Below are 22,694 nucleotides of genomic sequence, written 5' to 3'. Positions count from 1 at the left end.
TCCGTCTCTATGGCTGTATTAATGATAGCCAATCTAAAAATATTCGTTCAAGTAACAGTTGTTTATTGGGATTATGCCTACGCTTCAATCCTAACAACTCTTCTTGTATTGCGTCCATTAAGATAAAGATTTTATCGGGCGTCGTGTTTTTAGCAACACCTTTAATCATTTTTTCCATGTCGCCATTTCTTATACATTCAAGCTCGTCAGTTGCTTTCATGCGAGCAACATCTGACAACACACCTAACACTAAGCTTAGTACAATTTCGACATCTGTTTTAACAAACTGTTCCGCGGCTTCGATTGGGGTTTTACGCCCACGTAACATATCACGTAATGATGATAAAAGATCGGCTCTTAATGCCTGCTGACCGCTTGATTTAAAAGCCAAACCGGTTAGCGGAGCCCCATGAACTACGCTTAATAAACGAGACGCTTCTGCCTCTTCTATCGACAACTGCGCCATAAGCCATGGAACAGACTGCTCAGAGGACGGGATTGCGCAATCTAAACGCTGGCAACGGCTTTTAATTGTAGGCAACACCTGCCCTAATTGATGCGTTATTAAAATCAATAAGGTGTCTTTGCCCGGCTCCTCAAGTGTTTTTAACAGCGCATTGGCCGCCGAAATATTCATTGCTTCTGCTGGTTCAAGTACAACAACGCGATAACCGCCCTGCTGCGCGGTATTTTGCATAAACTCTGTCAGCTCTCTTACTTGATCAACCTTTATTGCCTTCCCGGCCTCATCTGGTTGCAAATAATACAAGTCGGGATGCCCACTACTTGCCAACAACTCACAACTACGGCAATGACCACAAGCTTTGCTATCTACTGGCTGATGACACATAACATAACCAGCTATTGATTCAGCCAGCCGTGCTTTACCAATACCGGGGGCACCATTAAGCAGCAATGCATGAGGCAGCCGATTTTGATCAAATAACGATAAGACACGCTGCCATTGAGGTAAAAACCAAGGAAATACTTCAGCATTTAATGCATGGTAGCGATCAGCCATTTCACTCATGCCAGATGCAACCTTTCTTTTAACGCACGGGCGATCTCCTGCTGGACAACAGCTAATGAATGGCTCGCATCAATGACCGCGAAACGATCGGGGTCTTCATCACAACGTCGTTGGTAGCCAGCGCGTACCTTCTCAAAAAAAGTCTTTTTTTCAAGCTCAAAACGATCAGGCTCACTACGCGCCATTGCGCGCTCCATCCCGACCTCAACATCGAGATCCAACCACACCGTAAGATCCGGGCTCAAACCTGCTTGCACAAAGCTCTCGAGCAACTTAATACGCTCCCAACTGATCCCTCGCCCCGCACCTTGATAGGCAAACGTTGCATCCGTAAAGCGGTCGCTAAGCACCCAAGCACCACGCGAAAGAGCTGGCTTTATGACCTGATCAATATGTTGTGCACGCGCAGCAAATACCAGAAGCATTTCAGCATCATCATTCACAAGTTCCTGACGAGGACTTAATAGCAACGCACGAATCTCTTCTGCCAAGGGCGTCCCTCCCGGCTCCCTTGTTAGCACCACCTCAACCCCTGACGACTCCAGCAACGCTTTGATGAAGGCGATGTTAGTGCTTTTACCCACACCTTCTGTGCCTTCTACTGTTATAAAACGACCTGTCGGTTGCATTATTTCTCCGGTGTTGAACGATACGCTTCTTTGCGTCGTAACTGATAATCTCTTACGGCCCTGTTATGCTCTTTTAGGGATGATGAAAAATAATGAGAACCATCACCACGAGCGACAAAATAAAGAGCACGCCCGATCTCTGGATGCAAAGACGCTTGTATAGCATCACGCCCAACCATTGCTATAGGCGTCGGCGGTAAACCGTCAATGGTATAGGTATTGTAAGCGGTGGGCTTACGTAAGTCTTTACGACGGATATTACCCTTGTAATCATCACCCATACCATAGATAACCGTTGGATCAGTCTGCAAGCGCATACCAATTTGCATCCGCTTGATAAAGACGCCCGCTATTTTTGGGCGCTCAGCGGGGACAGCCGTTTCTTTTTCGACGATAGAGGCCATAATTAGCACCTCATACGGCGACTTATACGGTAGGTTTTCAGCTTTACCAGCCCAAGACTGTTCTAACTCAGCTTCTAGCGCTTTATAACTGCGCTTTAATAAGTCCAAATCACTCGTGCCACGCACCAACTGATACGTTTCTGCTAAAAATAAACCCTCCGGGTGGTTCTCTTTAGCACCGATCAATTTTAGAATTTCTGCATCTGACTTACCCTGCAAGGTTTGCTCCAAGACATCATTATTCGCAAGCGCCTGCTTTACTTGTTTAAACGTATGCCCTTCAACGATGGTAAAGCTATGCTGGACACTATCACCCACAACAAACTTATCCAGCAAAGCAATCGGTGTTAAGTCTTTATCTATATAATACTCACCCGCTTTGATTTTGTTACCTAGCTGGTTCATGCGCGCATAGACTTTCACAAACAAAGGCTGACTAATCACCCCTTGTTTCTCCAAATCTTGTAATAGCCCGTTGAAAGAGCGCCCTCGCTCTACGATATAAGACTCAATAGGCTCTTCAAGCGCTAGGGGTGAAGTCATGTATTGATTAAACTGCTGCCAAGCAAACGCAGCAACCCCTGCACCAATTAAGATCAATACCAATAACGATAAAAACAACTTCTTTAACAAGCGTAAACCTCTTCTAATTTAGCCTGAAATTGACGAGTGATAGGTCCTATGGACCACGTTTTGTGTGCTAGCTTAACAACAGGCCAAATATCAATGGCCGAATTGCACAAAAACACTTCTTCTGCGCTATTCAACACATCAGGTGAAAATCGCCCTTCTACCACAGTAATATCTAATTGTTCTGCAATACTTAGCAGTTTTTGGCGAACGGTGCCAAGAATACCGCACCGATCCAACAACGGCGTAAACAATACACCGTCTTTTGCCCAAAACAGGCTACTCATTGTGCCTTCAACGAGGTTCCCATCGACGTCCAACATAAGGCCTTCAGAGACATGTGGATCATCCCATTCCTGTCTAGCCAACACTTGTTCGAGACGATTGAGGTGCTTTATACCAGCTAACAAAGGGTTAATACCCAACGCGGTATCGCAAATGCGCACTGTAACCCCTGTTTCTTGGCACGGCACATTAGGTGTGTAGGGTGATATTGATACAATAACCGTAGGATTTACGTGATTGCTCGGTTTATATCCTCGCTCTCCCACCCCACGAGTTACAATTAACTTTAAAATACAAGTTTCTTGAAGAGCCCGCGAGAAAAAAGACTGACAGTCTTGCTCAATCCTTTTCAACAAGCCATCCGACCTAATACCGAGCCGCTCACAACCTAATAAAAGACGCGCTAAATGCGCATCCCAGAGTAACGGTCGCCCCTGTCGTATTTTGATCGTTTCAAATAAACCATCACCATACTGAAGCCCTCGATCATTGACCGAAATTTGGTCTACGAGGGCCCCATTAATAAGGATGGCGGGTAACGGAAGTTTAGTCATAGATGTGAAGCATAACAGAGAGTTATGCCCCTGTGATCATCCAATACCTTATCTGGTTATGAGAGCTTACGGAAAACAAGTGTTCCATTCGTTCCACCAAAACCAAAGGAATTTGATGCCACTGCTTCTATCGCACATTCTTGCGGCTGATGAGCCACATAATTGAGATCACAACCATCAGAAGGGTTATCTAAGTTAATGGTTGGCGGCGCGACTTGATCCCGAATAGCAAGGACAGAAAAGATAGCCTCTACTGCACCAGCCGCCCCTAAAAGGTGACCTATCATCGATTTTGTTGAGCTCATTCGCAAACTATCAACCGACGAACCAAACACCTTTTTGGCCGCATTGGTTTCAGCCAAATCTCCAGCTGCCGTTGACGTTCCGTGCGCATTAACATACTGCACTTGATCAGCATTTAAACGGGCATCTTTAATAGCATTAGCCATTGAGCGAGCCGCGCCTTCTCCTGTCTCAGGTGGAGCTGTCATATGGTGAGCATCGTCACTCATACCAAAACCAACTATTTCACAATAGATATGTGCACCGCGCGCTTTGGCATGCTCATATTCTTCAAGCACGACAATACCAGCGCCATCACCTAGTACAAAACCATCTCGATCTTTGTCCCAAGGACGACTCGCTGCAGCAGGATCATCATTACGTGTTGAGAGCGCTCTTGCAGCAGCAAAACCACCGATGCCTAGCTCAGTTGTTGCCATTTCGGCACCACCAGCAACCATGACATCAGCATCACCGTACTGAATCATGCGCATTGCAGACCCAATATTGTGTGTGCCCGTAGTACATGCGGTGGTAATAGCGATATTCGGGCCTTTAAAGCCATAACGAATAGCCACATTACCGCTAATCATATTAATAATACTACCCGGCACAAAAAATGGAGATACACGACGAGGTCCGCTATCTCTTAGGGTTGCGTAAGTACTCTCAATGAGGGACAGCCCCCCAATACCCGAACCAACAGCACACCCGATACGTTCTGGATCAGTATCACTTGTTTCCAGCCCTGCATCTTTAATAGCCTGATGCGCGGCAGCCATACCATACTGGATGAACAAATCCATTTTCCGAGCATCTTTAGGATTCATATACTCAGAAACGTCAAAGTTCTTTACTGATGCAGAGAAATGCGTGGCAAACTTGGAAGCATCAAATTGCTCTATAGCGCTGGCGCCACTTTTACCGGCCAGAATACCTTCCCAGGTGCTCTCTACAGTGTTACCAACCGGTGTCAGCATACCAAGGCCAGTAACTACCACTCTTCTGCGAGACATAAGGCCACTCCGTCTAAAACCTAAAATAGAAAAGCCGCAGTCTAAAAAATAGATGCGGCTTTTCGATCAAACTATAACTCGAAGACGAGTCGATTACTGATGAGCGGTAACGTAATCGATTGCCAGCTGAACGGTAGTGATCTTTTCAGCTTCTTCGTCTGGGATCTCAGTTTCAAACTCTTCTTCCAGCGCCATAACAAGCTCAACTGTATCTAAAGAATCAGCGCCAAGATCTTCAACGAAAGATGCTGAATTGGTGACTTCTTCTTCTTTAACACCGAGCTGCTCTGCGATGATTTTCTTTACGCGCTCTTCAATATTGCTCATAACTCTTCCTATCTTTTTATCAACCCTTCACACCGAAGGCATGAGTTCGTGATTTTATTAGAACCAACCTCGTCTTAGCAAGGAGGTAGCTTAAATTCATTATTAGCTGACGGCCAATTATCAACAAATCGCCGTAAATTACAATCTTTAAAGCGACAAGAATCGCCTTAGTTCATGTACATACCACCATTTACTTGAATACTTTCACCTGTTACGTAACCCGCACCTTCGCTAGCTAAGAAACCGACTACGGCAGCAATCTCTTCAGGTCGCCCCAAACGATTCATAGGAATCTGAGATTGAAGCGCATTTTTATGCTCCTCAGCCAAACCACTAGTCATATCGGTATCAATAAAGCCTGGCGCTACGCAGTTAACAGTAATGTTACGCGAGCCAATTTCACGGGCCAGTGCTCGCGTAAAGCCCTCCATACCCGATTTAGCCGCCGCATAGTTAGCTTGACCTGCGTTACCCATCGATGCAACAACTGAACTAATGCTTATGATACGTCCCCAGCGGGCTTTTGTCATACCGCGCAAGCAAGTTTTCACTAAACGATACACAGAAGATAAGTTGGTATTTATAACATCATCCCACTCATCGTCTTTCATGCGTAGCATAATATTATCACGCGTAATGCCAGCATTATTCACTAGAATAACAATCGCCCCAAACTCATCTTGAACGGCTTTGATAACGCTTTCTATTGAGTCACTATCAGCGACATTTAGCTTAACGCCTTTACCTGTGACACCCGCTTCAGACAGATACGCAGAAATTGATTCTGCACCACCATCACTCGTAGCCGTACCAACAACCACTGCCCCTTGCTTACCCAGCTCCAGCGCAATGGCTTTACCGATACCGCGCGTTGCACCCGTAACTAATGCAACTTTACCCTCAATACTCATAACACAAACCCTTTTTATTATTGCGCTAAAGCGCCTTCCATTCCGGCAATATCATTTATCGCAGCAAGCGTAAGCGGCTTATGAATTTTTTTATTCAAGCCCGAGAGCACTTTACCTGGTCCACACTCTACTGTCCGCTCTATACCCTGCTCCACCATAGTCTGGACTGAATTAGTCCATAAAACAGGGCTAAACAACTGCTCAACCAAATTAGTTTTTAATTGATCCACGTCACTTGCAACGCCCGCTGATACGTTTTGAATAACAGGTATTTCAGGCATTATCACAGGTACATTTGCTAATGCTGCAGCAAGCTTTTCAGCAGCAGGTTTCATTAATGCACAGTGGGAAGGCACGCTAACAGGCAGAGGCACAACGCGCTTAGCACCCGCCTCTTTGCAAGCTACTTGCGCACGCTCAACTGCCGTTTTTTCACCTGCAATAACTACTTGTCCCGGACAATTAAAGTTAACAGGAGAAACAACCTGCCCCTGGCCTGCCTGATCGCAACTGGATGCTATTAGCTCATCAGACAACCCCAAAACCGCAGCCATTGCACCTGCACCGGCAGGAACAGCTTCTTGCATATACTCGCCACGTAAACGCACCAAGTTAACGCCATCGACAAAACTCATAGCGCCAGCGCACACGAGCGCGGTGTATTCCCCCAAGCTATGCCCAGCAACAACATCTGGCTTAGCTCCGCCTTTTTCCAACCATAGACGCCACAACGCAACACCTGCAGTTAATAGAGCAGGTTGCGTTTTATCTGTTTGATTTAACGTTTCTTCAGGTCCGTTTTGTACCAAATCCCACAGATCATAACCCAATACGCCCGACGCCTCCGTAAAGGTATCTTGGATGATTGGATTGTCAGCCGCCAGCTCACTTAACATACCTAAATGCTGGGATCCCTGACCTGGAAATACGAATGCAAAAGACTGCGACATAGCGCCCTCGACTCAAACTAAATACGATAAGCCAGCAAATAAACGCGGCCATAACAAAGGATGTGTATTTTACATGAATGCACGAGAATTAGAACGCTCAGTTCCCTTCGCCTCAATACTTACGATAGCTCTTGAGACGTTCAGCTATAAGTTCGGGTACATTTTTTCTAACTTCTATGACAGCCTGATCCAGCGCATAGCCAAAACACTTAGCATTAGCACTACCATGACTTTTAAGAACAATACCCTGCAAGCCAATCAATGTAGCACCATTGCGCCTTGAGGGGTCCATTTCTTCTTCAATTTCACGCAGAATAGGTGCAGCCAGCATAGCAACTAGGCGACGATACATATTCTTCATAAAACTGCGGCGCACTTTACGACCAATGAGCTTGGCAAGGCCTTCATTACTTTTTAGTGCCACGTTTCCAACAAAACCGTCACACACAACCACATCAGCACGACCACTAAATACCCCGCCTCCTTCGACGTAGCCTATATAGTTAATAGAATTGTTCGCAGCAATAAGCTCATTCGCTAAGCGCACCTGCTCATTACCTTTAATCACCTCTTCTCCGTTATTTAACAGAGCAACCGCAGGCGATTTTATATCATCCACAGCCTCAGCTAGCACCGACCCCATAATGGCGAACTGAAGCAGATGCTCTGCGCTCGAATCAACATTCGCCCCTAAATCCAGCATATAACAATGCCCACCAGAGGTTGGCACTGACGTAATAATAGCGGGACGATCGATACCCGGTAACATTTTCAACTGCTGACGACCGAACGCCATAAGCGCGCCAGTATTTCCAGCACTAACGCAAGCATGTGCTCGCCCCTGCGCTACGCACTTAATCGCCTGACTCATTGACGAGTCTTGGCGATGCCGAACAGCAGACGACGGCTTCTCATCCATAGCCACCGATGCTCCAGACGCAACAATTTCTAGACGCGACAACAACTCATCTGACAAGCTAAGCTTATCGAGAATCGGCTGCAATACATCTAGTTCAGCATGAAGGCGGATCGAGAGATCAGGATAACGGGATAAAGCAGAAAGTGACGCGGGAAGGGTAACGCGGGGACCGTGGTCCCCACCCATCGCATCAACAGAGAGAATGACGCGATTGATCAAGCTTATTCGCTGTCTTGGTTTACAACCTGACGACCGCGGTAAAAGCCATCTGCTGTAACGTGGTGACGACGGTGAGTTTCACCAGTAGTCGCGTCTACAGACAGAGTAGGACCAGTCAACGCATCGTGTGAGCGACGCATGTCACGACGTGAGCGTGACTTTTTGTTTTTCTGTACAGCCATGGTAGATAACTCCTAAATCATTTCTTGCCGGCTTTTAACTGAGCCAGCACACTAAACGGGTTCGTTTTTTCGATGACCGATTCTTCAGTCATGTCCTCGTCGCCAAAGGAGGTCTGAACACTACAATCTGCATGGTATGGAACAATAGGCAGACTGAGAATTAGCTCTTCTTCAACTATTTGCAACAGTTCGATCTCTTCGTCCTCAACGATTAATGAGTCGTAATAGCGAGGCAGTTGCTTTGCCTTCTCCTCATTAAACGCGATAGCCAGATTAAACTCTGCCTGGACATCGACTTCGACCGGCTCCAAGCAACGTTGGCAAGTCATATGAACTTTACCAAAAGCATTGCCTGAGATGGTACGGATCCTTAACTCATCCAAATCAAACTGAAGATCCACAGTAATGGGATCATCATGTTTGCATAAAGAAGACGCAAAATTAGGCATCTTCTCAACACTGGATTGGCCAGTTAACCGTATTCCCCGCTCAGCTAGCTTTCGCGGGTCAATTATTTTCGGTAAGTTACCGTACGACATAAGCGCGCAATTCTAGGGCTCAAGGCCCCTCCTGTCAAAGGGAATCAAGGTAGATTCATAAAAAAATCGAGTGTATTTTACGCTTTCACGACGCAATAGATAAGTCTTTAAGGAAAAGATTCATGCAATCACTGATTTTAGCCTCTAGTTCACCTTATAGACGTGAAATCCTCGACAAATTAGGCTTGAATTACACCCATTCAAGTCCTGATATTGACGAGTCAGCAAAACCTGGAGAGTCTATACCAGATTTGGTAAAACGACTGGCCGAAGAAAAAGCACTTGCCGTAGCTGAGCAGTTTCCTCATGGCTTAATTATCGGCTCTGATCAAGCCGCCAGCCTAAACAATCAAATTTTAGGAAAGCCATATACCTCAGAAAAAGCTTTCGACCAGCTGAAAGCCTCTAGCGGCCAACGAATAACGTTTTATACAGGCTTAGCGGTATTTAATGCAGACCAGCAAACCATGCTCAGCGAGGCTATTCCGTTTACTGTGCATTTTCGTACATTAACCGATGAGCAAATAAGAGCCTATATCGAAAAGGAGCAGCCTCTAAACTGTGCTGGCAGCTTTAAATGCGAAGGGCTAGGCATCGCACTTTTTTCAAAACTGGAAGGTGATGACCCAAATACGCTTATTGGCTTGCCACTAATTAAGCTAATTAGCTTTCTAGAACAAAATCAATTCTCTGTATTATAAAGCGGCGCACGGGAGAGCTTTTTAACAATAAAGGTGCGCACTCAACTTTATGAGGCGCACCTTTGATTTAACACTTAATGTAACTGATAGGATTGGCGCAGACCTAATGAATTAGCAATTGTCTCGCCAAACGAAATACCAAAACGATCAATGACTTCATCTAACGGGCTCATTCTAGGCGAATAGTTAACGATGTTATCGACTCCCACCACTTCACGCGCGACATAGCCAGTACTGCCTAGACCATCAACCAGTCCTTTTTCTAGCGCTTGCTCACCTGTCCACACCAAACCAGAAAACAAGTCCGGGTCGTTGACTAGTTTATCTCCCCTGCCTTTTTTAACCTGATCAATAAACTGCTGATGCGTGGTGTCTAATACCGTTTGCCAAAACGCTTTGTCACTTTCCTTCAATGGGCTAAATGGATCTAAAAAGCCTTTATTGCTGCCCGCTGTGAGCGCTCGACGCTCAACGCCTACTTTATCCATCAAATCAACAAAACCAAAGCTGCTAGAAATAACCCCGATTGACCCGACCAAACTAGCCTTATCGGCATAAATTTCATCAGCGGAGGCCGCTATGTAGTAGGCTCCTGATGCCCCAATATCCATTATCACAGCGTAAAGCGGTTTTTCAGGATGTAGCGCACGTAAACGCTTAACTTCATCGTATACATAACCCGACTGTACTGGACTACCACCAGGGCTATTAATACGTAAAACAACGGCTTTTGAGTGTTCATTTTCAAACGCCTTACGCAAAGACCATGCAATACTATCGGCATTTGCTTCTTCACTGGCAGATATTGGGCCGTTAATATCGATTACGGCCGTATGTTCTTCACTTTCTTTTGCCAAGTCTGATGAAATGCTAGGGCCCATCCAAAACATAATGAGCAACCCAAATAAATAGAGGAATGTTAATGCTTTAAAAAAGATTCCCCAGCGGCGAGCTCTACGCTGTTCGACAAATAATCCGTTAAGTAGCTTCTCTATAAGCTTCCATTCTTTACCTTCGCTCTTTGCAGACGCCTTATCTAATTGAGCCTGCAAAGCCTCTGGTCGTGTTTCGCCCCAATGGTTGTCGCTTTCGCTCACGCGAGATCTCCTTTTTTAGTAAGCCAATGTTCTAATTCATTAAAATGGTGCATAGATAATAGAGGATCGTATTGATATAAACGATCTATATGATGCGCTCCATAACTCACAGCGATTCGTCCAACCCCTGCTCGTCGCCCCATATCCATATCGAACTCGGTATCCCCAACCATGATTGCCGCCTCTGGAGCGACTCCCGTCTGCTCTAAAATCTCGTGCAGCATATGTGGGTCGGGTTTAGAGGTTGTCTCATCAGCACAGCGCGTTATTTCAAATAAATGACCTAATTCCGTTTGGGCCAACACACGGTCTAGGCCCCGCCGATTTTTGCCGGTAGCCACCGCAAGCCGATACCCCTTGGCACGCAAGTTCTCCAGCGTTTCCCGGACATAAGGAAAAAGCGCCGTTGGTGTACTGTCACCTTCTATATAATGATAAGCATACCTTTCGCGCATTAAATCTGATTCGCGTGGGGTAATTGCTGGAAACATTGCTTGCAAAGCTTCAGGTAAACCCAAGCCAATTATTTCCCGAACCGTATCTTCTGATGGTTTATTCAGCCCAACCTCTAATGCCGCTGACTGCATGCTAGAAATAATTCGACCGGTTGAATCAATAATTGTGCCGTCCCAATCAAAAATCAGTAATGAATACATCTATTTTCCTTAAATAGCCGCTGAGCAAGGCAAAAAACAAAACAATTGCGGCAAGCTTCCAAAATTAAATAGTAGCGGATATAAGCACCCCACCCGATAGAATGCAATGCTAGCGATTGATTAGGAGCTTACACATAAAATGATGTTAATAATCGCTTATTCAACCCTATAAGATTGTTAAATAGCGTTAAAACACACCAAAAACATAACTTTTTCCTGCTTAAGCTATTAAACCGGCGTTTCATCGCGATTTTTTTAAACATAACAGTAAATTTCACTTTCGCAATCTCTATAGAATTTGCTCTTTTATGTTCAGGGGGCCTCCCTGACTTATTAATTGATCGGAGAAATATTATGCAAGCGATAGTTGATGGCCTAAACAGCATCATCTGGAGCCCAGCACTGATTTATTTGTGTCTTGGCACCGGGCTTTTTTACTCCGTACTTACACGCTTTGTGCAAGTACGTATGTTTGGCGAAATGTGGCGTTTATTATTTTCAGGATCTAGCTCAGCCAAAGGTATATCATCATTTCAGGCGTTAGCGGTTTCATTGTCTGGACGCGTTGGTACCGGGAATATTGCCGGTGTCGCAGCGGCAATTGGTTTTGGTGGCCCTGGTGCTATTTTTTGGATGTGGGTTGTGGCATTTTTGGGCGCCGCTACCGCTTATATCGAATCAACATTAGGCCAACTCTATAAAGAAGAGCACGAAGGCCAATACCGTGGTGGTCCAGCTTTTTACTTCGAGAAAGCGATGGGGCAGAAATGGTTTGCTTGGATTTTCGCGATTGCCACTATTACCGCCTGTGGATTGCTGCTTCCTGGTATCCAGTCTAACAGTATCGGTAATGCTGCCGAGATCGCTTTTGGTGCAGGCGGCACGATAAGCACCTCGATGGGAGACCTGAGCGTTACTAAAATCATGACGGCTGTCGCGATTGTATTAATTCTCACGTTTATCATTTTTGGTGGAGTGAAGCGCATCGCCAGCTTTACTCAAATTGTTGTACCTTTTATGGCATTAGCCTATATCGTTATCGCTTGTTCGGTCGTGGCGTTAAACATAGATCAGCTACCGGGCGTTATTGGTATGATCTTAGCGGATGCTTTTACTCCACAAGCTGGATTTGGTGCGGCCATTGGTTGGGGCGTAAAACGCGGCGTATACTCTAACGAAGCAGGACAAGGTACAGGTCCTCACGCAGCAGCCGCTGCCGAAGTACAACACCCCGCGCAACAAGGTCTTGTTCAAGCCTTTTCTGTTTACATTGATACTCTATTTGTATGCTCAGCAACGGCCTTCATGATTCTGATCACGGGTGCTTATAACGTACATGGCATTGGGGACACGTTCATTATTCAGAACTTACCAGCCACACTGGCAGCAAACAGCCCCGCCTTCACTCAGGCCGCTGTTGAGACCGTTCTACCGGGTGTCGGCGAGCCATTTGTAGCACTCGCGTTGTTCTTCTTCTCATTTACCACTATTTTAGCGTACTACTACATAGCTGAAACGAACCTTGCTTACCTAAAGCGCACGCTTAAATTACCCGGGTTTGATTTCTTACTAAAAGTAGCTCTACTTGCCTCAACTTTTTACGGCGCAATTAAAACAGCAAACCTCGCGTGGGGGCTCGGTGACGTGGGCGTTGGTTTGATGGCTTGGCTAAACATCGTTGGTATTTTAGTTATTTTCTTTATGGCTAAACCCGCGCTTAAAGCACTTATTGATTATGAGAAGCAGCGTAAAGAAGGTAAAGATGAATACACCTTCGACCCTAAATCTCTCGATATTGAAGGTGCAGATTTCTGGGAAAAACGTTTTAACAAAAACAAATAAGCACCAACCACACTTGATAGCACGTTAGGTGCTATCAAGCTCGAATACTTGTAATAAAAGCTCGTTACTATTTTTCTTTTTAAAAAATCATTAGGGAAGAATAGATTTATGAGCTTTTATCGTCACCCTCGCCTCGCACCTATAGCACTTGCTGTCACAATGGCTGCTTTAACAGGCTGCAACAACAGCAAGGACGATGAATCCACATTGTCACTGCGAGTCGTCCATATCAATGATCACCATTCACACCTACAAAGCGAATCAGCTTCTTTGACGATCGACGGTGTAGAAACCGACGTAACACTTGGTGGATTCCCACGTGTTGTGAGCATGATTAATCAACTCAGCAACAGCAGCGATCCTGTGTTAAAACTTCATGCTGGCGACGCAATTACTGGCGACTTGTATTACACCCTATTTAAAGGTGAAGCTGACGCTGCACTCATGAATCAAGTCTGTTTCGATGCTTTTGAACTGGGCAATCACGAATTTGATGACGGGGACAGCGGTCTTGTCTCTTTTCTTGACGACCTAAATAGCGGTAACTGCAATACCACTGTATTAGGCGCTAACGTAGTTCCAGAGGTCGGTGTTTCACCTTTAGCACAAAACACCTCAACTGATTACATTCAGCCTTATCTCATCAAAAGCTACGGAGATCAAAAAGTAGGCATCATCGGGTTAGACATTGCTTCTAAAACGAAGAATTCATCAAGCCCTGATGCTACAACCGAGTTTTTAGACGAAACCGCTACCGCTCAGAGCTACATTGACGAACTTAAAGAACAAGGGATTAATCAGATTATTTTGTTAACTCATTATCAATACGAAAATGATTTAACATTAGCGGCTAACCTTACAGACGTAGACGTTATTGTAGGCGGCGACTCTCACACCTTACTGGGTAACGAATTTGAAGACTTTGGTTTAAACCCAGCAGGCCCATACCCTACCCAGGTTACCAACAAAGATGGCAACCCGGTATGTGTTGTTCAAGCATGGCAGTACTCCTATGTTGTTGGCGAGCTCAACGTTGAATTTAACAACGAAGGTAATATCGAATCCTGTACTGGGCAGCCGCATTTATTACTCGGCAACGAGTTTTCGCGCGACGACATTAATGGTGATTCTGTAAGCGTAACTGGCAACGAGCTTGCTGCTATCGAATCCAGTATTGAAGCATCTCCTGTACTCGATATCGTTGAAGAAGACGCGACATCCGCTACTATCCTGGAAGGCTATTCTGAGCAAGTCGACGTACTTAAAACAACGGTGATTGGTAGTTCGAATGACGACCTATGTTTAGAACGCATACCAGGTCAGGGACAGAGCACTCTTTGTTCCACTAGCGAAACGCAGTCTCAAGGTAGCGATATTTCTAACCTTGTTGCACTGGCCTTCAAAACAATGAGTATTACGTCTGATATCGCCATCCAGAATGCCGGTGGTGTTCGCACTGATATCGCCATGGGTGACATTACCATCGGTGATGCTTACACTTTATTACCATTTGCCAATACACTGTCCGAACTAAGCATGACCGGCGCCGAAATCGTTGCTGTCCTTGAAGATGCTTATGATTACGCATTGTCCCCAGACGGATCTACTGGTGCCTACCCTTATGCATCCGGCTTGCGTTGGGATGTCGATAGTTCTCAAACGAAAGGGAACCGCTTTACCAATGTGCAAGTGAAGCTTAAAGACGAGACCGTGTGGCGGGCTATAGATGAAACGGAAACTTACACTGTTGTCACCAATAACTATATTGCCCAAGGTCGTGATGGTTACGATACATTTGGCGTTATTTCCGCACAAGGACGCGTTGTCGATACCTTCTTAGACTACGCTCAATCGTTTGTTGATTATGTCGAAGAGCAAGGCAGTATCAGCAAACTACCTAGTAGCGAATACAGCACGCAAATGTTTTATGATACCGACGGCAATCTTCAATAATTTCTAGCCACAAACAGCCTAGCTTATTTTAAAAAACTCAAAAAATAAGCTAGGCTTATTCTTGATCGTCACCCTTTCCTACAAAATTAATCTACCTGACATTTCACCCCTAAATTAGCCTTATTACAAATTGCTAGGTATGTTTATAAGGGGACTTCTCAGAGAAATACTTTAATAAAGCGCCTGCATCCTAAGGACTAGGATCAGTTCTCAAACTCGGTACAATGAAGAAAAGAGTGAACCTAGTTATGGACAAGGAGTTTGAATCACACGCCGCTAAAACTAGCAGCCCTGCGACGCTAGAGCGGACCTACATAGATTTAGTTCAAAATCGCTCTTTATGGTCTGACGGGCTCGACCATGCATTAAAAACAGTTGTTAAGCACTGCGCACTTTGTATGCAAGTATCTCGCTGCAGCATTTGGCAATTTACTGAGCATAATAAAATTTCCTGCGCTCAAATGTACAACGCAGAACTACAAAGCTACCAAACTGGTAAGTCCCTTTCTATCCTCGACCTCCCTATCTATTTTAATGCTATTAAAAGCTCACGAGTTGTGGATGCGCACGATGCGCACCGAGACACCAGAACTCAGGAACTCGCCGCTGACTACCTTATACCCATGGGTATCACTTCTATTTTGGATGCGCCTATTAATAATAAAGGGGTCATTGAAGGAGATGTATGTTTTGAACACATTGGCCCTCAACGCCATTGGAGCGAAGACGAAAAAAACTTTGCAGCATCAGCCGCCGATTTAGTCGCACAGTTGTATATGTATTACGCGATGAAAGACAACGAATTGCGTTATAAAATACTTTTTAATCAATGTGCAGATGCCGTATTTATATCCCGTAATAATACAGTGATTGACTGTAACGAAACGGCATTAGAAATGTTTGGTTGCCAACGGCATGATATTTTAGGTAAGCACCCTGCTTTTTATTCTCCTCCCCACCAAGCGGATGGCGCCGACTCTTTTATTAAAGCTCAACATCACATACACGAGGCCTTATCAGGAAAACACCCTATCTATGATTGGCTTCATACACGGCTAGACGGCACACCTTTTTTTACACGCGTAAAACTCTCTTGTGTGGAATTAAATGGACAAGCTCACCTCATAGGCACCGTACATGACGTGGACGCCTTTCATAACGCAGAACAACGCATTATAGAGCTTAACACCTTACAAAAAGCCATTGTGGCCGGCGCTAAATACGCCATCATTTCTACTGATACAGATGGCGTCATACAATCATTCAACCCAGCTGCTGAACAATTACTAGGCTATCAGCATACGGAAGTTATCAACCGCATGCATGTAACAAGCTTACTCAAAAAAGAAGAAGTCAGCACCAGAGCACCTAACCTGAACGCTAAATTATCCTCATTCTCACTACAGGACCCAGTCACGCTCACTCAATACTCTGACGATCAAGAGTGGACTTACCTACATAAGAACGGTACTGAAATACCCGTTATGCTCTCCATCACAGTGCTCAAAGACAATGACCGCAAAGTGGTGGGCTATTTAGGTATTGCCTATGACTTAACGGCATGGAAAAAAACGGAAAGAGACCTAATTACTTATCAAAAAGAGCTGGAACACCGGGCCAATCATGACTCGTTAACGGGGCTGCCAAATCGCACACAACTGCATGAAGATGCTAAAACTCAAATACAAGCAAGCGAATCAGATCAGCAACTCACATCATTAATGCTTCTAGATCTTGACCGCTTTAAAGAAATCAACGACACCTTAGGACATCATACTGGTGACCTATTACTCAAAGCCCTTGCAACCCAACTACAAGGCGTTTTGCAACAATACAATGCCACTTTGTACCGTCTTGGCGGCGACGAGTTTGCGATTCTATATTCATCGCTTAACTCACTTCAGCAAGCTTACAGTCTTGCACAACGGCTCAGCGACTGCATTCGACAACCTATAGAAGCGGAGGGTATTTTACTGGAATTAGCGGGAAGCATCGGCATCGCTATTTACCCCACACATGGGAGTAATATTCACGAGCTATTACGCTGTTCTGATGTTGCCATGTACAGCGCGAAACGACAATCACAAAGCTTTACTATGTACGACAACTCTCTTGACTCGCACAGCCCTCGCCGCCTCAAAATGATGGCAGAACTTGGCAATGCAATTCGTACGAACCAATTAACACTTTTTTTCCAACCCCGTATCGAAGTAAAAACGGGGCTATGTGTTGGATGCGAAGCCCTAATTCGCTGGAACCATCCCGAATTAGGGCGAGTGCCACCCGATGAGTTTATCCATTTAGCGGAGATGAGCGAAACAATACACGCGTTAAGTCATTGGGTAATCGAACATGCCATACAACAAATAAAGATTTGGCAATCCGTCAATATAAACATCCCTGTTGCTATTAATTTATCAGCCCGCAACCTTGTAGATTTATCGCTGCCTGACACAATTGAAACGCTACTCGAGCAAAATAACGTTGAGAGTAAGTGGCTAGAAATAGAAATCACCGAAAGCGCTTTTATATCTGACCCGGGCCGGGCCGAATCAGTAGTGAATGATATTAATCAATTGGGTATTTCGATGGCGATAGATGATTTTGGTACCGGCTACTCCTCCTTGAGCTACCTAAAACGTTTGCCCATACAAACCTTAAAAATTGACCGCAGCTTTGTAGACGATATGCTCCAAGATGAGCAAGATGCAGCGATAGTCCACTCTACCATTGGCTTAGCACACAGTTTCGGACTAACCGTAATTGCAGAAGGTGTGGAGAACCAAGACACGCTTGAAGCGCTTTCAGCGTTGAACTGCGAACATGCACAAGGGTTTCATATATGCAGACCTATTCCACCTGACGAGTTTATTCAGTGGTTTTCGCAGTCATTGCCCACAAAATCGTCTTTGTAAAACGAAATGGTACAAAGGATATTCAAACAACGATGAAGGCTTACCAAATGACAAGGGTTATTGCTTTTTTTGTTGTAACAAGGATTCAAAGCACTCGGCTGACATAGGGCGATTCAAGTAATAACCTTGTGCAGAATCACAGCCAAGCGAGCATAATTTCTCTAATTGCTCTTCGGCTTCTACTCCCTCAGCGACAACATTCAAGCCCAATGCATGGCCTAAGGATACCGTTGCACTGACAATCAGCGCCTCATTGGGATCGAGCAACATATCTTTCACAAAGCTTTGGTCTATTTTCAAGCGGCTCACACTTAATTTACGCAAAGCCACCAAAGAAGAATACCCCGTACCAAAATCATCGATAGCAAGCCCCATCCCTTCAGATACATAGGAGTCAAGTAATGCTAATGTCTGCGGCGATGCATCCATATAAGCCGATTCAGTAATTTCTATTTCAAAACAGCTCAGCGGCACCTTGCTCTCGCCAACTTGTTGCAGCAATGCTTTCATGCCCTCTTCGCTGCGCAACTGGACAGGCGATAAATTAAACGATATGCGACCAAATTCGAGTTGGTTTGAGAACCATCGAGACGCATCACTGCACACTTGCTGCGCCACCCATAAGCCGATGTCATCGATCATTCCACGCTTTTCTGCGATAGCAATAAACACTTGGGGACTAATTATTTTTTGCTCAGGATGACGCCAGCGCAAAAGCGCCTCCCCGCCTTCTAAGACTCGCGTCCGGCATGAGTACTGTGGCTGATATTCGACGTAAAGCTGCTGACGGATTTGCGCGCTCCCTAGCAGGTGAGCCAGCTCGGCATCCCTCTTTACCAAATCGGTCATTTCGCTTTGATAAAATGCATAACACGAGCGACCGTTCTCTTTTGCTCGATAGAGTGCGATATCTCCTCTGGAAATCCACTCATCGACCGATAAGTCTTTATCGCAAACAACAACCCCCGAACTAATTGAGGTTTTAATGACATGGCTATTGAGCTCAAAGACAACTGAGAAACACTGAATAATTTTCTCCGCCATTGCCGCAACATCTACAGGGTCACGAACATCACTTTGCAAAATAGCAAATTCATCACCTCCCAAACGTGCAAAGGTATCTTCGGCACGCAGCAATTTAGATATTCGGCGGGAAACTTCCACTAAAAGCGCATCACCGACTGGATGCCCACGAGTATCGTTAATCTCTTTAAAGTGGTCGATGTCCATCATGTGCAACGCACAAATATGGCCAGAACGGCGATTTAATAACAACTCGTGTTCAAACCGATCCTGGAATAATCGACGGTTAGGCAGACCCGTCAGGGCATCATGAAACGCCAAGTAGCGAATCTGCTCTTCAGCCTGCTTGCGGTGAGTAATGTCATGAAAAGTAACAACAGACCCTATAACTTTATCCTGTTGTTTAATCGGAGAGCTCCAGTACTCTACAGGAAAGTAGCTTCCATCCTTGCGCCATAACACATCAGAATCCACGCGATAACTATGGTCATCTCTAGCTGCGCTTAGCATCATGCACTCATCAGCACTAATTTTGCGACCTAAACGGTCTGAGTGATGAAAAAGAGCATGTCCATCTTGCAGGATGAGTTCATCAAACGAAAAGCCCAGCATATTGATTGCCGCTGGGTTGATAAAGGTAATAAGCCCATCTAAATCAATCCCAAAAATACCTTCTTTACTATTTTCGAGTAATAAACGAGATCGCTCTTCCGCTTTTGCCAGCGCCTGCTCTGATTGTCGCTGCTCAGTAATGTCAGTCCCTGATGATAAAATGCCGTACCGATCGCCTTCAGCCGTCGTGAGCACTTGGTTATACCAGCGAATCAAGCGGGTTTCCCCTCTACTGTTTACAATAGGGCGCTCAACCTCTTGATTAGGCGCGTGCTCCCCTTTCATTAAATTTGAAAACGCTAAACGGGCAGCATCTCTATCGGCCTCCGGAATGAAGCAATCAAACCAATTTAGGCCGATCGCCTCTTGGTGCGTTACCCCCAACAAACGACAGGCAAATCGATTTAACAACGTGATGCAACCTGCTTTATCAAGCGTAAAAATAATGACACCAACAATATTCAAATAATGATTGGCTTGCTCTGAAACTAGCACAGGTAAATTTTCAGAGAGACTGTACCGAATAGCCTGCTCCATTTTAGGAAAAGACTGGATAGATAATAATAAACGGGGGTTTGAGGGCACTTCGCAAGTCAACTGCAAAGTGACCAAGCAATATTGAGCACTGGCATCTTTTATCCGAAGAACTCGGGAACCCTTAGTGCCAGATTCTGAGCCTTGCGCGGTGAGTTGAGACCAGCTTTGCATGTCATCAGGATGAATTAAGCTGTCAATGAAGTGAGGTTGCTGCCACTGATTAGGAATAAAGCCTAAAAATGGGTCTGAGTCAGCATCGACAGAAAAAATACCAGCTTCAGGTTGATAATACCCTGATATAAAGAAAATGATTTCTATTGAATCTTTGCTTGGTAACGTCGATTTTACAGTACTCATCTATCATTCCACCCAAATTAGAAAATAGCCTGCGTACTTTTTCAAAATTCCAAACCTATCTTAAATTTCCGCCTATCTGTACTTTAAATAATACTCAGTTTTCCTGATCCTTCCACATTAATAGTACTTTTTACTGGCCATGATCAATAAAACATACATGGGTTATGTTTTATTGATCAATGGCCTGACCACTAGATAAAGTAAGTACGTAGCGGCGGGAAGCCGTTAAATTCAACGGCACAATAACTGCTTGTATAAGCACCAGTAGACATCCAATAAAGCTTATCACCGATGTCTAGTGACAAGGGTAATGCATACTTGTGATTTTCATACATGATGTCCATGCTATCGCATGTTGGACCGGCTATCACTACTTCTTCTGTCTCACCTGCTTTATCAGTAAGCACTTGGTACTTTATTGATTCGTCTAAGGTTTCAATCAACCCATTAAACTTACCCACGTCGGTGTAAACCCAACGCTCTAATGCCGTTGACGATTTTCGTGAAATAAGAACGACTTCAGAGACCATTACACCTGAGTCTCCGACAAGCGAACGGCCTGGCTCTAGAATCACTTCGGGAACTTCTTCTGGGAAATCTTCGGTTAAAAAGCGAGAAATCTCTTCCAAATATACCGATATATCATTGTTCTTTTGGAGATATTGCGCTGGAAATCCGCCTCCCATATTGATCATCTTCAAAGCTATGCCATGCTCAGTAAATAAACGCTCAAACACAACTTTGACTTTGGCTATTGCCCCATCCCACGTATCTATTTCGCGCTGTTGGGAGCCTACATGGAATGAGACACCGTAGGGCTGTAAGCCCAGATCCCTTGCTAATACTGCTAATTCAATAGCCATTTCTGGGCTGCACCCGAACTTGCGGGACAACGGCCAGTCAGCCCCCTCAGCACCTTCCGTTAAGATACGTATATACACACGAGATCCCGGAGCAAACTCAGCAATGTTACGCAAATCGGCTTCAGAATCTGTCGCAAACAGACGTATGCCGCGCTCGTAAAAGTAGGCTATATCTTTGCGTTTTTTAATGGTGTTTCCGTAGCTTATACGATGGGGTTCAACGTCAAATTGAAGCACTCGATCCAGCTCGTAAATTGACGCAATATCAAAGTTAGCCCCTAAGCTTGCTAGCAACCCTACCACTTCTGGTGCGGGATTCGCCTTGACGGCATAGTAAATACTGGCGTAATCAAAACCTTTGACCAACTCTAGATATTTTTGCTGGATAGTTTGTAAATCAACTACCAGAAAAGGAGCCTCTTTAGTCTCGGCTAAGTGTTTTACGCTTTTCCAAAACGCTGGAGCTATTTGATCACGAGCATTCACTATTGAATCAACCTCATCTATCTTTCAGTAAAACAATTAATAAAAAAGCCCGTAATGGGTAACATTACGAGCTTTCAATTGGCTGCGGAGTATAGATCAAAAGCAGCCTGACCACAAAGACCTGTTCCTATCTAAATGGTTCGACCGTGTGTCACAATTTGTTCGATATCAGCAAAAGATTTAGCTTCGTAAAGTACATCAAAGCCAACCTTCAGCTGGCGAGAAATATCGCTAGCCGATACGATACCGCAGATCTTTTTAGTACTCGTGGCATTATCAACCACTAATACATGCTGCTCACCAGAACCTTTAAGGGTTTCCATTACATCACCAATTTTAACCTGTCGTGCTTGCTCCATGGTTAAAGCCTTTAGGCGGGATTTAGCAATCATCACGTGTTTGATCAAAACATCTTCTCGAGGAATGTCATTACTTTTCATGTAAGCCATAACGTTGCGGCCTAAAATCTCACGTGCTGTGATAATACCCACAAACTCGCCTTGATCATTAGTAGCCAACAATAAGCGCACATGTTGAGTTTTCATCAACTGTAATGCGTGATCAACTTGCATATTTTTTGATGCGGTAATTGGCATAACCCTATTAAAGTCGGTCATAACTTTTTCTGCGGGGCTTGCTAATGTAATTTGTTCACTGACAATTTTTGGGGTAACAACTTCTGAAACATCAGCGATATCTTGCAAACGAACTTGGCGAAAATCTTTTAACATCGCCGGCCTCCTTAGGGGACTGAGTTAAAAAAATTGAGGCGTGC

At 44.8% G+C, this 22,694-nt stretch carries 20 protein-coding genes; 4 read left to right on the top strand and 16 right to left on the bottom strand.

The window, feature by feature from the left end; genetic code table 11:
* Positions 1 to 7: 7 nt before the first annotated feature.
* From OW491_RS07500 to OW491_RS07450, 11 genes are all read right to left on the bottom strand, one after another.
* Positions 8 to 1,030, bottom strand: a complete 1,023-nt coding sequence (locus tag OW491_RS07500) for a DNA polymerase III subunit delta' (protein ID WP_083609973.1) — start codon at positions 1,028 to 1,030, stop codon at positions 8 to 10.
* Positions 1,027 to 1,659, bottom strand: a complete 633-nt coding sequence (gene tmk / locus OW491_RS07495; RefSeq protein ID WP_290035406.1) for a dTMP kinase — start codon at positions 1,657 to 1,659, stop codon at positions 1,027 to 1,029. Before tmk ends, OW491_RS07500 begins: the two co-directional genes overlap by 4 nt.
* Entirely contained in the window at positions 1,659 to 2,696 is a 1,038-nt protein-coding gene (mltG, locus tag OW491_RS07490; protein ID WP_075178994.1) for an endolytic transglycosylase MltG, read from the bottom strand. Before mltG ends, tmk begins: the two co-directional genes overlap by 1 nt.
* Complete coding sequence (gene pabC, locus OW491_RS07485; protein WP_290035405.1) at positions 2,690 to 3,532, bottom strand: aminodeoxychorismate lyase; 843 nt, start codon at positions 3,530 to 3,532, stop codon at positions 2,690 to 2,692. Before pabC ends, mltG begins: the two co-directional genes overlap by 7 nt.
* A 56-nt stretch (positions 3,533 to 3,588) precedes the next feature.
* Entirely contained in the window at positions 3,589 to 4,830 is a 1,242-nt protein-coding gene (gene fabF, locus OW491_RS07480; protein WP_075172367.1) for a beta-ketoacyl-ACP synthase II, read from the bottom strand.
* 93 nt (positions 4,831 to 4,923) lie between these two features.
* Positions 4,924 to 5,157, bottom strand: a complete 234-nt coding sequence (acpP, locus tag OW491_RS07475; protein WP_075172368.1) for an acyl carrier protein — start codon at positions 5,155 to 5,157, stop codon at positions 4,924 to 4,926.
* Positions 5,158 to 5,324: 167 nt separating this feature from the next.
* Positions 5,325 to 6,068 carry a 3-oxoacyl-ACP reductase FabG gene (gene fabG / locus OW491_RS07470; protein ID WP_075172369.1) on the bottom strand — a complete coding sequence of 248 codons (744 nt, stop codon included), beginning with the start codon at positions 6,066 to 6,068 and terminating at the stop codon, positions 5,325 to 5,327.
* A gap of 17 nt (positions 6,069 to 6,085) precedes the next feature.
* On the bottom strand, positions 6,086 to 7,018 hold the full coding sequence (gene fabD, locus OW491_RS07465) for an ACP S-malonyltransferase (RefSeq protein WP_290035403.1): 933 nt from the start codon (positions 7,016 to 7,018) through the stop codon (positions 6,086 to 6,088).
* A 112-nt stretch (positions 7,019 to 7,130) separates the two neighbouring features.
* Positions 7,131 to 8,153: a phosphate acyltransferase PlsX gene (plsX, locus tag OW491_RS07460; protein ID WP_277251969.1), complete on the bottom strand. Its 1,023-nt coding sequence runs from the start codon at positions 8,151 to 8,153 to the stop codon at positions 7,131 to 7,133.
* 5 nt (positions 8,154 to 8,158) lie between these two features.
* The gene (rpmF, locus tag OW491_RS07455; protein ID WP_075172371.1) at positions 8,159 to 8,338 is read right to left on the bottom strand and encodes a 50S ribosomal protein L32; all 180 of its coding nucleotides are present in this window, start codon (positions 8,336 to 8,338) and stop codon (positions 8,159 to 8,161) included.
* Between the two features lie 17 nt (positions 8,339 to 8,355).
* A complete protein-coding gene (locus tag OW491_RS07450) occupies positions 8,356 to 8,877 on the bottom strand; it encodes a YceD family protein (protein WP_075172372.1) in 522 nt (173 codons plus the stop codon).
* 122 nt (positions 8,878 to 8,999) lie between these two features.
* Here OW491_RS07450 and OW491_RS07445 point away from each other — a divergent pair, with 122 nt between their 5' ends.
* Positions 9,000 to 9,578, top strand: coding sequence for a Maf family protein (locus OW491_RS07445; RefSeq protein WP_178968851.1), 579 nt, complete (start codon positions 9,000 to 9,002; stop codon positions 9,576 to 9,578).
* A 74-nt stretch (positions 9,579 to 9,652) separates the two neighbouring features.
* Here OW491_RS07445 and OW491_RS07440 read toward each other — a convergent pair whose 3' ends face one another.
* Both OW491_RS07440 and OW491_RS07435 read right to left on the bottom strand, forming a co-directional pair.
* The gene (locus tag OW491_RS07440) at positions 9,653 to 10,630 is read right to left on the bottom strand and encodes a S49 family peptidase (RefSeq protein WP_246283354.1); all 978 of its coding nucleotides are present in this window, start codon (positions 10,628 to 10,630) and stop codon (positions 9,653 to 9,655) included.
* Between the two features lie 41 nt (positions 10,631 to 10,671).
* The gene (locus OW491_RS07435; RefSeq protein ID WP_290035400.1) at positions 10,672 to 11,331 is read right to left on the bottom strand and encodes an HAD-IA family hydrolase; all 660 of its coding nucleotides are present in this window, start codon (positions 11,329 to 11,331) and stop codon (positions 10,672 to 10,674) included.
* A 354-nt stretch (positions 11,332 to 11,685) separates the two neighbouring features.
* On the opposite strand from OW491_RS07435, the gene OW491_RS07430 reads away from it, so the two are divergent.
* The 3 genes from OW491_RS07430 (at position 11,686) to OW491_RS07420 (ending at position 18,041) form a co-directional block, all read left to right on the top strand.
* Positions 11,686 to 13,173 carry an alanine/glycine:cation symporter family protein gene (locus tag OW491_RS07430; protein WP_075172376.1) on the top strand — a complete coding sequence of 496 codons (1,488 nt, stop codon included), beginning with the start codon at positions 11,686 to 11,688 and terminating at the stop codon, positions 13,171 to 13,173.
* 108 nt (positions 13,174 to 13,281) lie between these two features.
* The gene (gene nadN / locus OW491_RS07425) at positions 13,282 to 15,126 is read left to right on the top strand and encodes an NAD nucleotidase (RefSeq protein ID WP_290035399.1); all 1,845 of its coding nucleotides are present in this window, start codon (positions 13,282 to 13,284) and stop codon (positions 15,124 to 15,126) included.
* A gap of 248 nt (positions 15,127 to 15,374) precedes the next feature.
* Entirely contained in the window at positions 15,375 to 18,041 is a 2,667-nt protein-coding gene (locus OW491_RS07420) for an EAL domain-containing protein (protein ID WP_290035398.1), read from the top strand.
* Between the two features lie 57 nt (positions 18,042 to 18,098).
* On the opposite strand, the gene OW491_RS07415 is transcribed toward OW491_RS07420, so the two are convergent.
* The 3 genes from OW491_RS07415 to OW491_RS07405 all read right to left on the bottom strand — a co-directional run bounded on the left by OW491_RS07415 (position 18,099) and on the right by OW491_RS07405 (position 22,650).
* Positions 18,099 to 20,570 (bottom strand): bifunctional diguanylate cyclase/phosphodiesterase, encoded by a 2,472-nt coding sequence (locus OW491_RS07415; protein ID WP_290035396.1) that lies wholly within the window; start codon positions 20,568 to 20,570, stop codon positions 18,099 to 18,101.
* A gap of 191 nt (positions 20,571 to 20,761) precedes the next feature.
* Positions 20,762 to 21,919 carry a type III PLP-dependent enzyme gene (locus tag OW491_RS07410; protein WP_215151860.1) on the bottom strand — a complete coding sequence of 386 codons (1,158 nt, stop codon included), beginning with the start codon at positions 21,917 to 21,919 and terminating at the stop codon, positions 20,762 to 20,764.
* Between the two features lie 131 nt (positions 21,920 to 22,050).
* Entirely contained in the window at positions 22,051 to 22,650 is a 600-nt protein-coding gene (locus OW491_RS07405) for a CBS domain-containing protein (protein WP_075172381.1), read from the bottom strand.
* Positions 22,651 to 22,694 lie beyond the last annotated feature (44 nt).

The organism is Neptunomonas sp. CHC150, from assembly GCF_030397555.1.
GTDB lineage: Bacteria > Pseudomonadota > Gammaproteobacteria > Pseudomonadales > Balneatricaceae > Neptunomonas > Neptunomonas phycophila.
Note: the sequence above shows the minus strand (reverse complement) of the source record. Positions and strands in the feature narration are given on the sequence as shown.

Excerpts from the sequence above, each read along its gene's own strand:
- OW491_RS07430 (WP_075172376.1), top strand. The coding sequence starts at position 11,686 with ATGCAAGCGATAGTTGATGGCCTAAACAGCATCATCTGGAGCCCAGCA.
- fabF (WP_075172367.1), bottom strand. The coding sequence starts at position 4,830 with ATGTCTCGCAGAAGAGTGGTAGTTACTGGCCTTGGTATGCTGACACCG.
- OW491_RS07420 (WP_290035398.1), top strand. The coding sequence starts at position 15,375 with ATGGACAAGGAGTTTGAATCACACGCCGCTAAAACTAGCAGCCCTGCG.
- tmk (WP_290035406.1), bottom strand. The coding sequence starts at position 1,659 with ATGCAACCGACAGGTCGTTTTATAACAGTAGAAGGCACAGAAGGTGTG.
- fabG (WP_075172369.1), bottom strand. The coding sequence starts at position 6,068 with ATGAGTATTGAGGGTAAAGTTGCATTAGTTACGGGTGCAACGCGCGGT.
- rpmF (WP_075172371.1), bottom strand. The coding sequence starts at position 8,338 with ATGGCTGTACAGAAAAACAAAAAGTCACGCTCACGTCGTGACATGCGT.
- OW491_RS07450 (WP_075172372.1), bottom strand. The coding sequence starts at position 8,877 with ATGTCGTACGGTAACTTACCGAAAATAATTGACCCGCGAAAGCTAGCT.
- OW491_RS07435 (WP_290035400.1), bottom strand. The coding sequence starts at position 11,331 with ATGTATTCATTACTGATTTTTGATTGGGACGGCACAATTATTGATTCA.
- OW491_RS07500 (WP_083609973.1), bottom strand. The coding sequence starts at position 1,030 with ATGAGTGAAATGGCTGATCGCTACCATGCATTAAATGCTGAAGTATTT.
- OW491_RS07445 (WP_178968851.1), top strand. The coding sequence starts at position 9,000 with ATGCAATCACTGATTTTAGCCTCTAGTTCACCTTATAGACGTGAAATC.
- fabD (WP_290035403.1), bottom strand. The coding sequence starts at position 7,018 with ATGTCGCAGTCTTTTGCATTCGTATTTCCAGGTCAGGGATCCCAGCAT.
- pabC (WP_290035405.1), bottom strand. The coding sequence starts at position 3,532 with ATGACTAAACTTCCGTTACCCGCCATCCTTATTAATGGGGCCCTCGTA.
- acpP (WP_075172368.1), bottom strand. The coding sequence starts at position 5,157 with ATGAGCAATATTGAAGAGCGCGTAAAGAAAATCATCGCAGAGCAGCTC.
- OW491_RS07415 (WP_290035396.1), bottom strand. The coding sequence starts at position 20,570 with ATGAGTACTGTAAAATCGACGTTACCAAGCAAAGATTCAATAGAAATC.
- OW491_RS07405 (WP_075172381.1), bottom strand. The coding sequence starts at position 22,650 with ATGTTAAAAGATTTTCGCCAAGTTCGTTTGCAAGATATCGCTGATGTT.
- nadN (WP_290035399.1), top strand. The coding sequence starts at position 13,282 with ATGAGCTTTTATCGTCACCCTCGCCTCGCACCTATAGCACTTGCTGTC.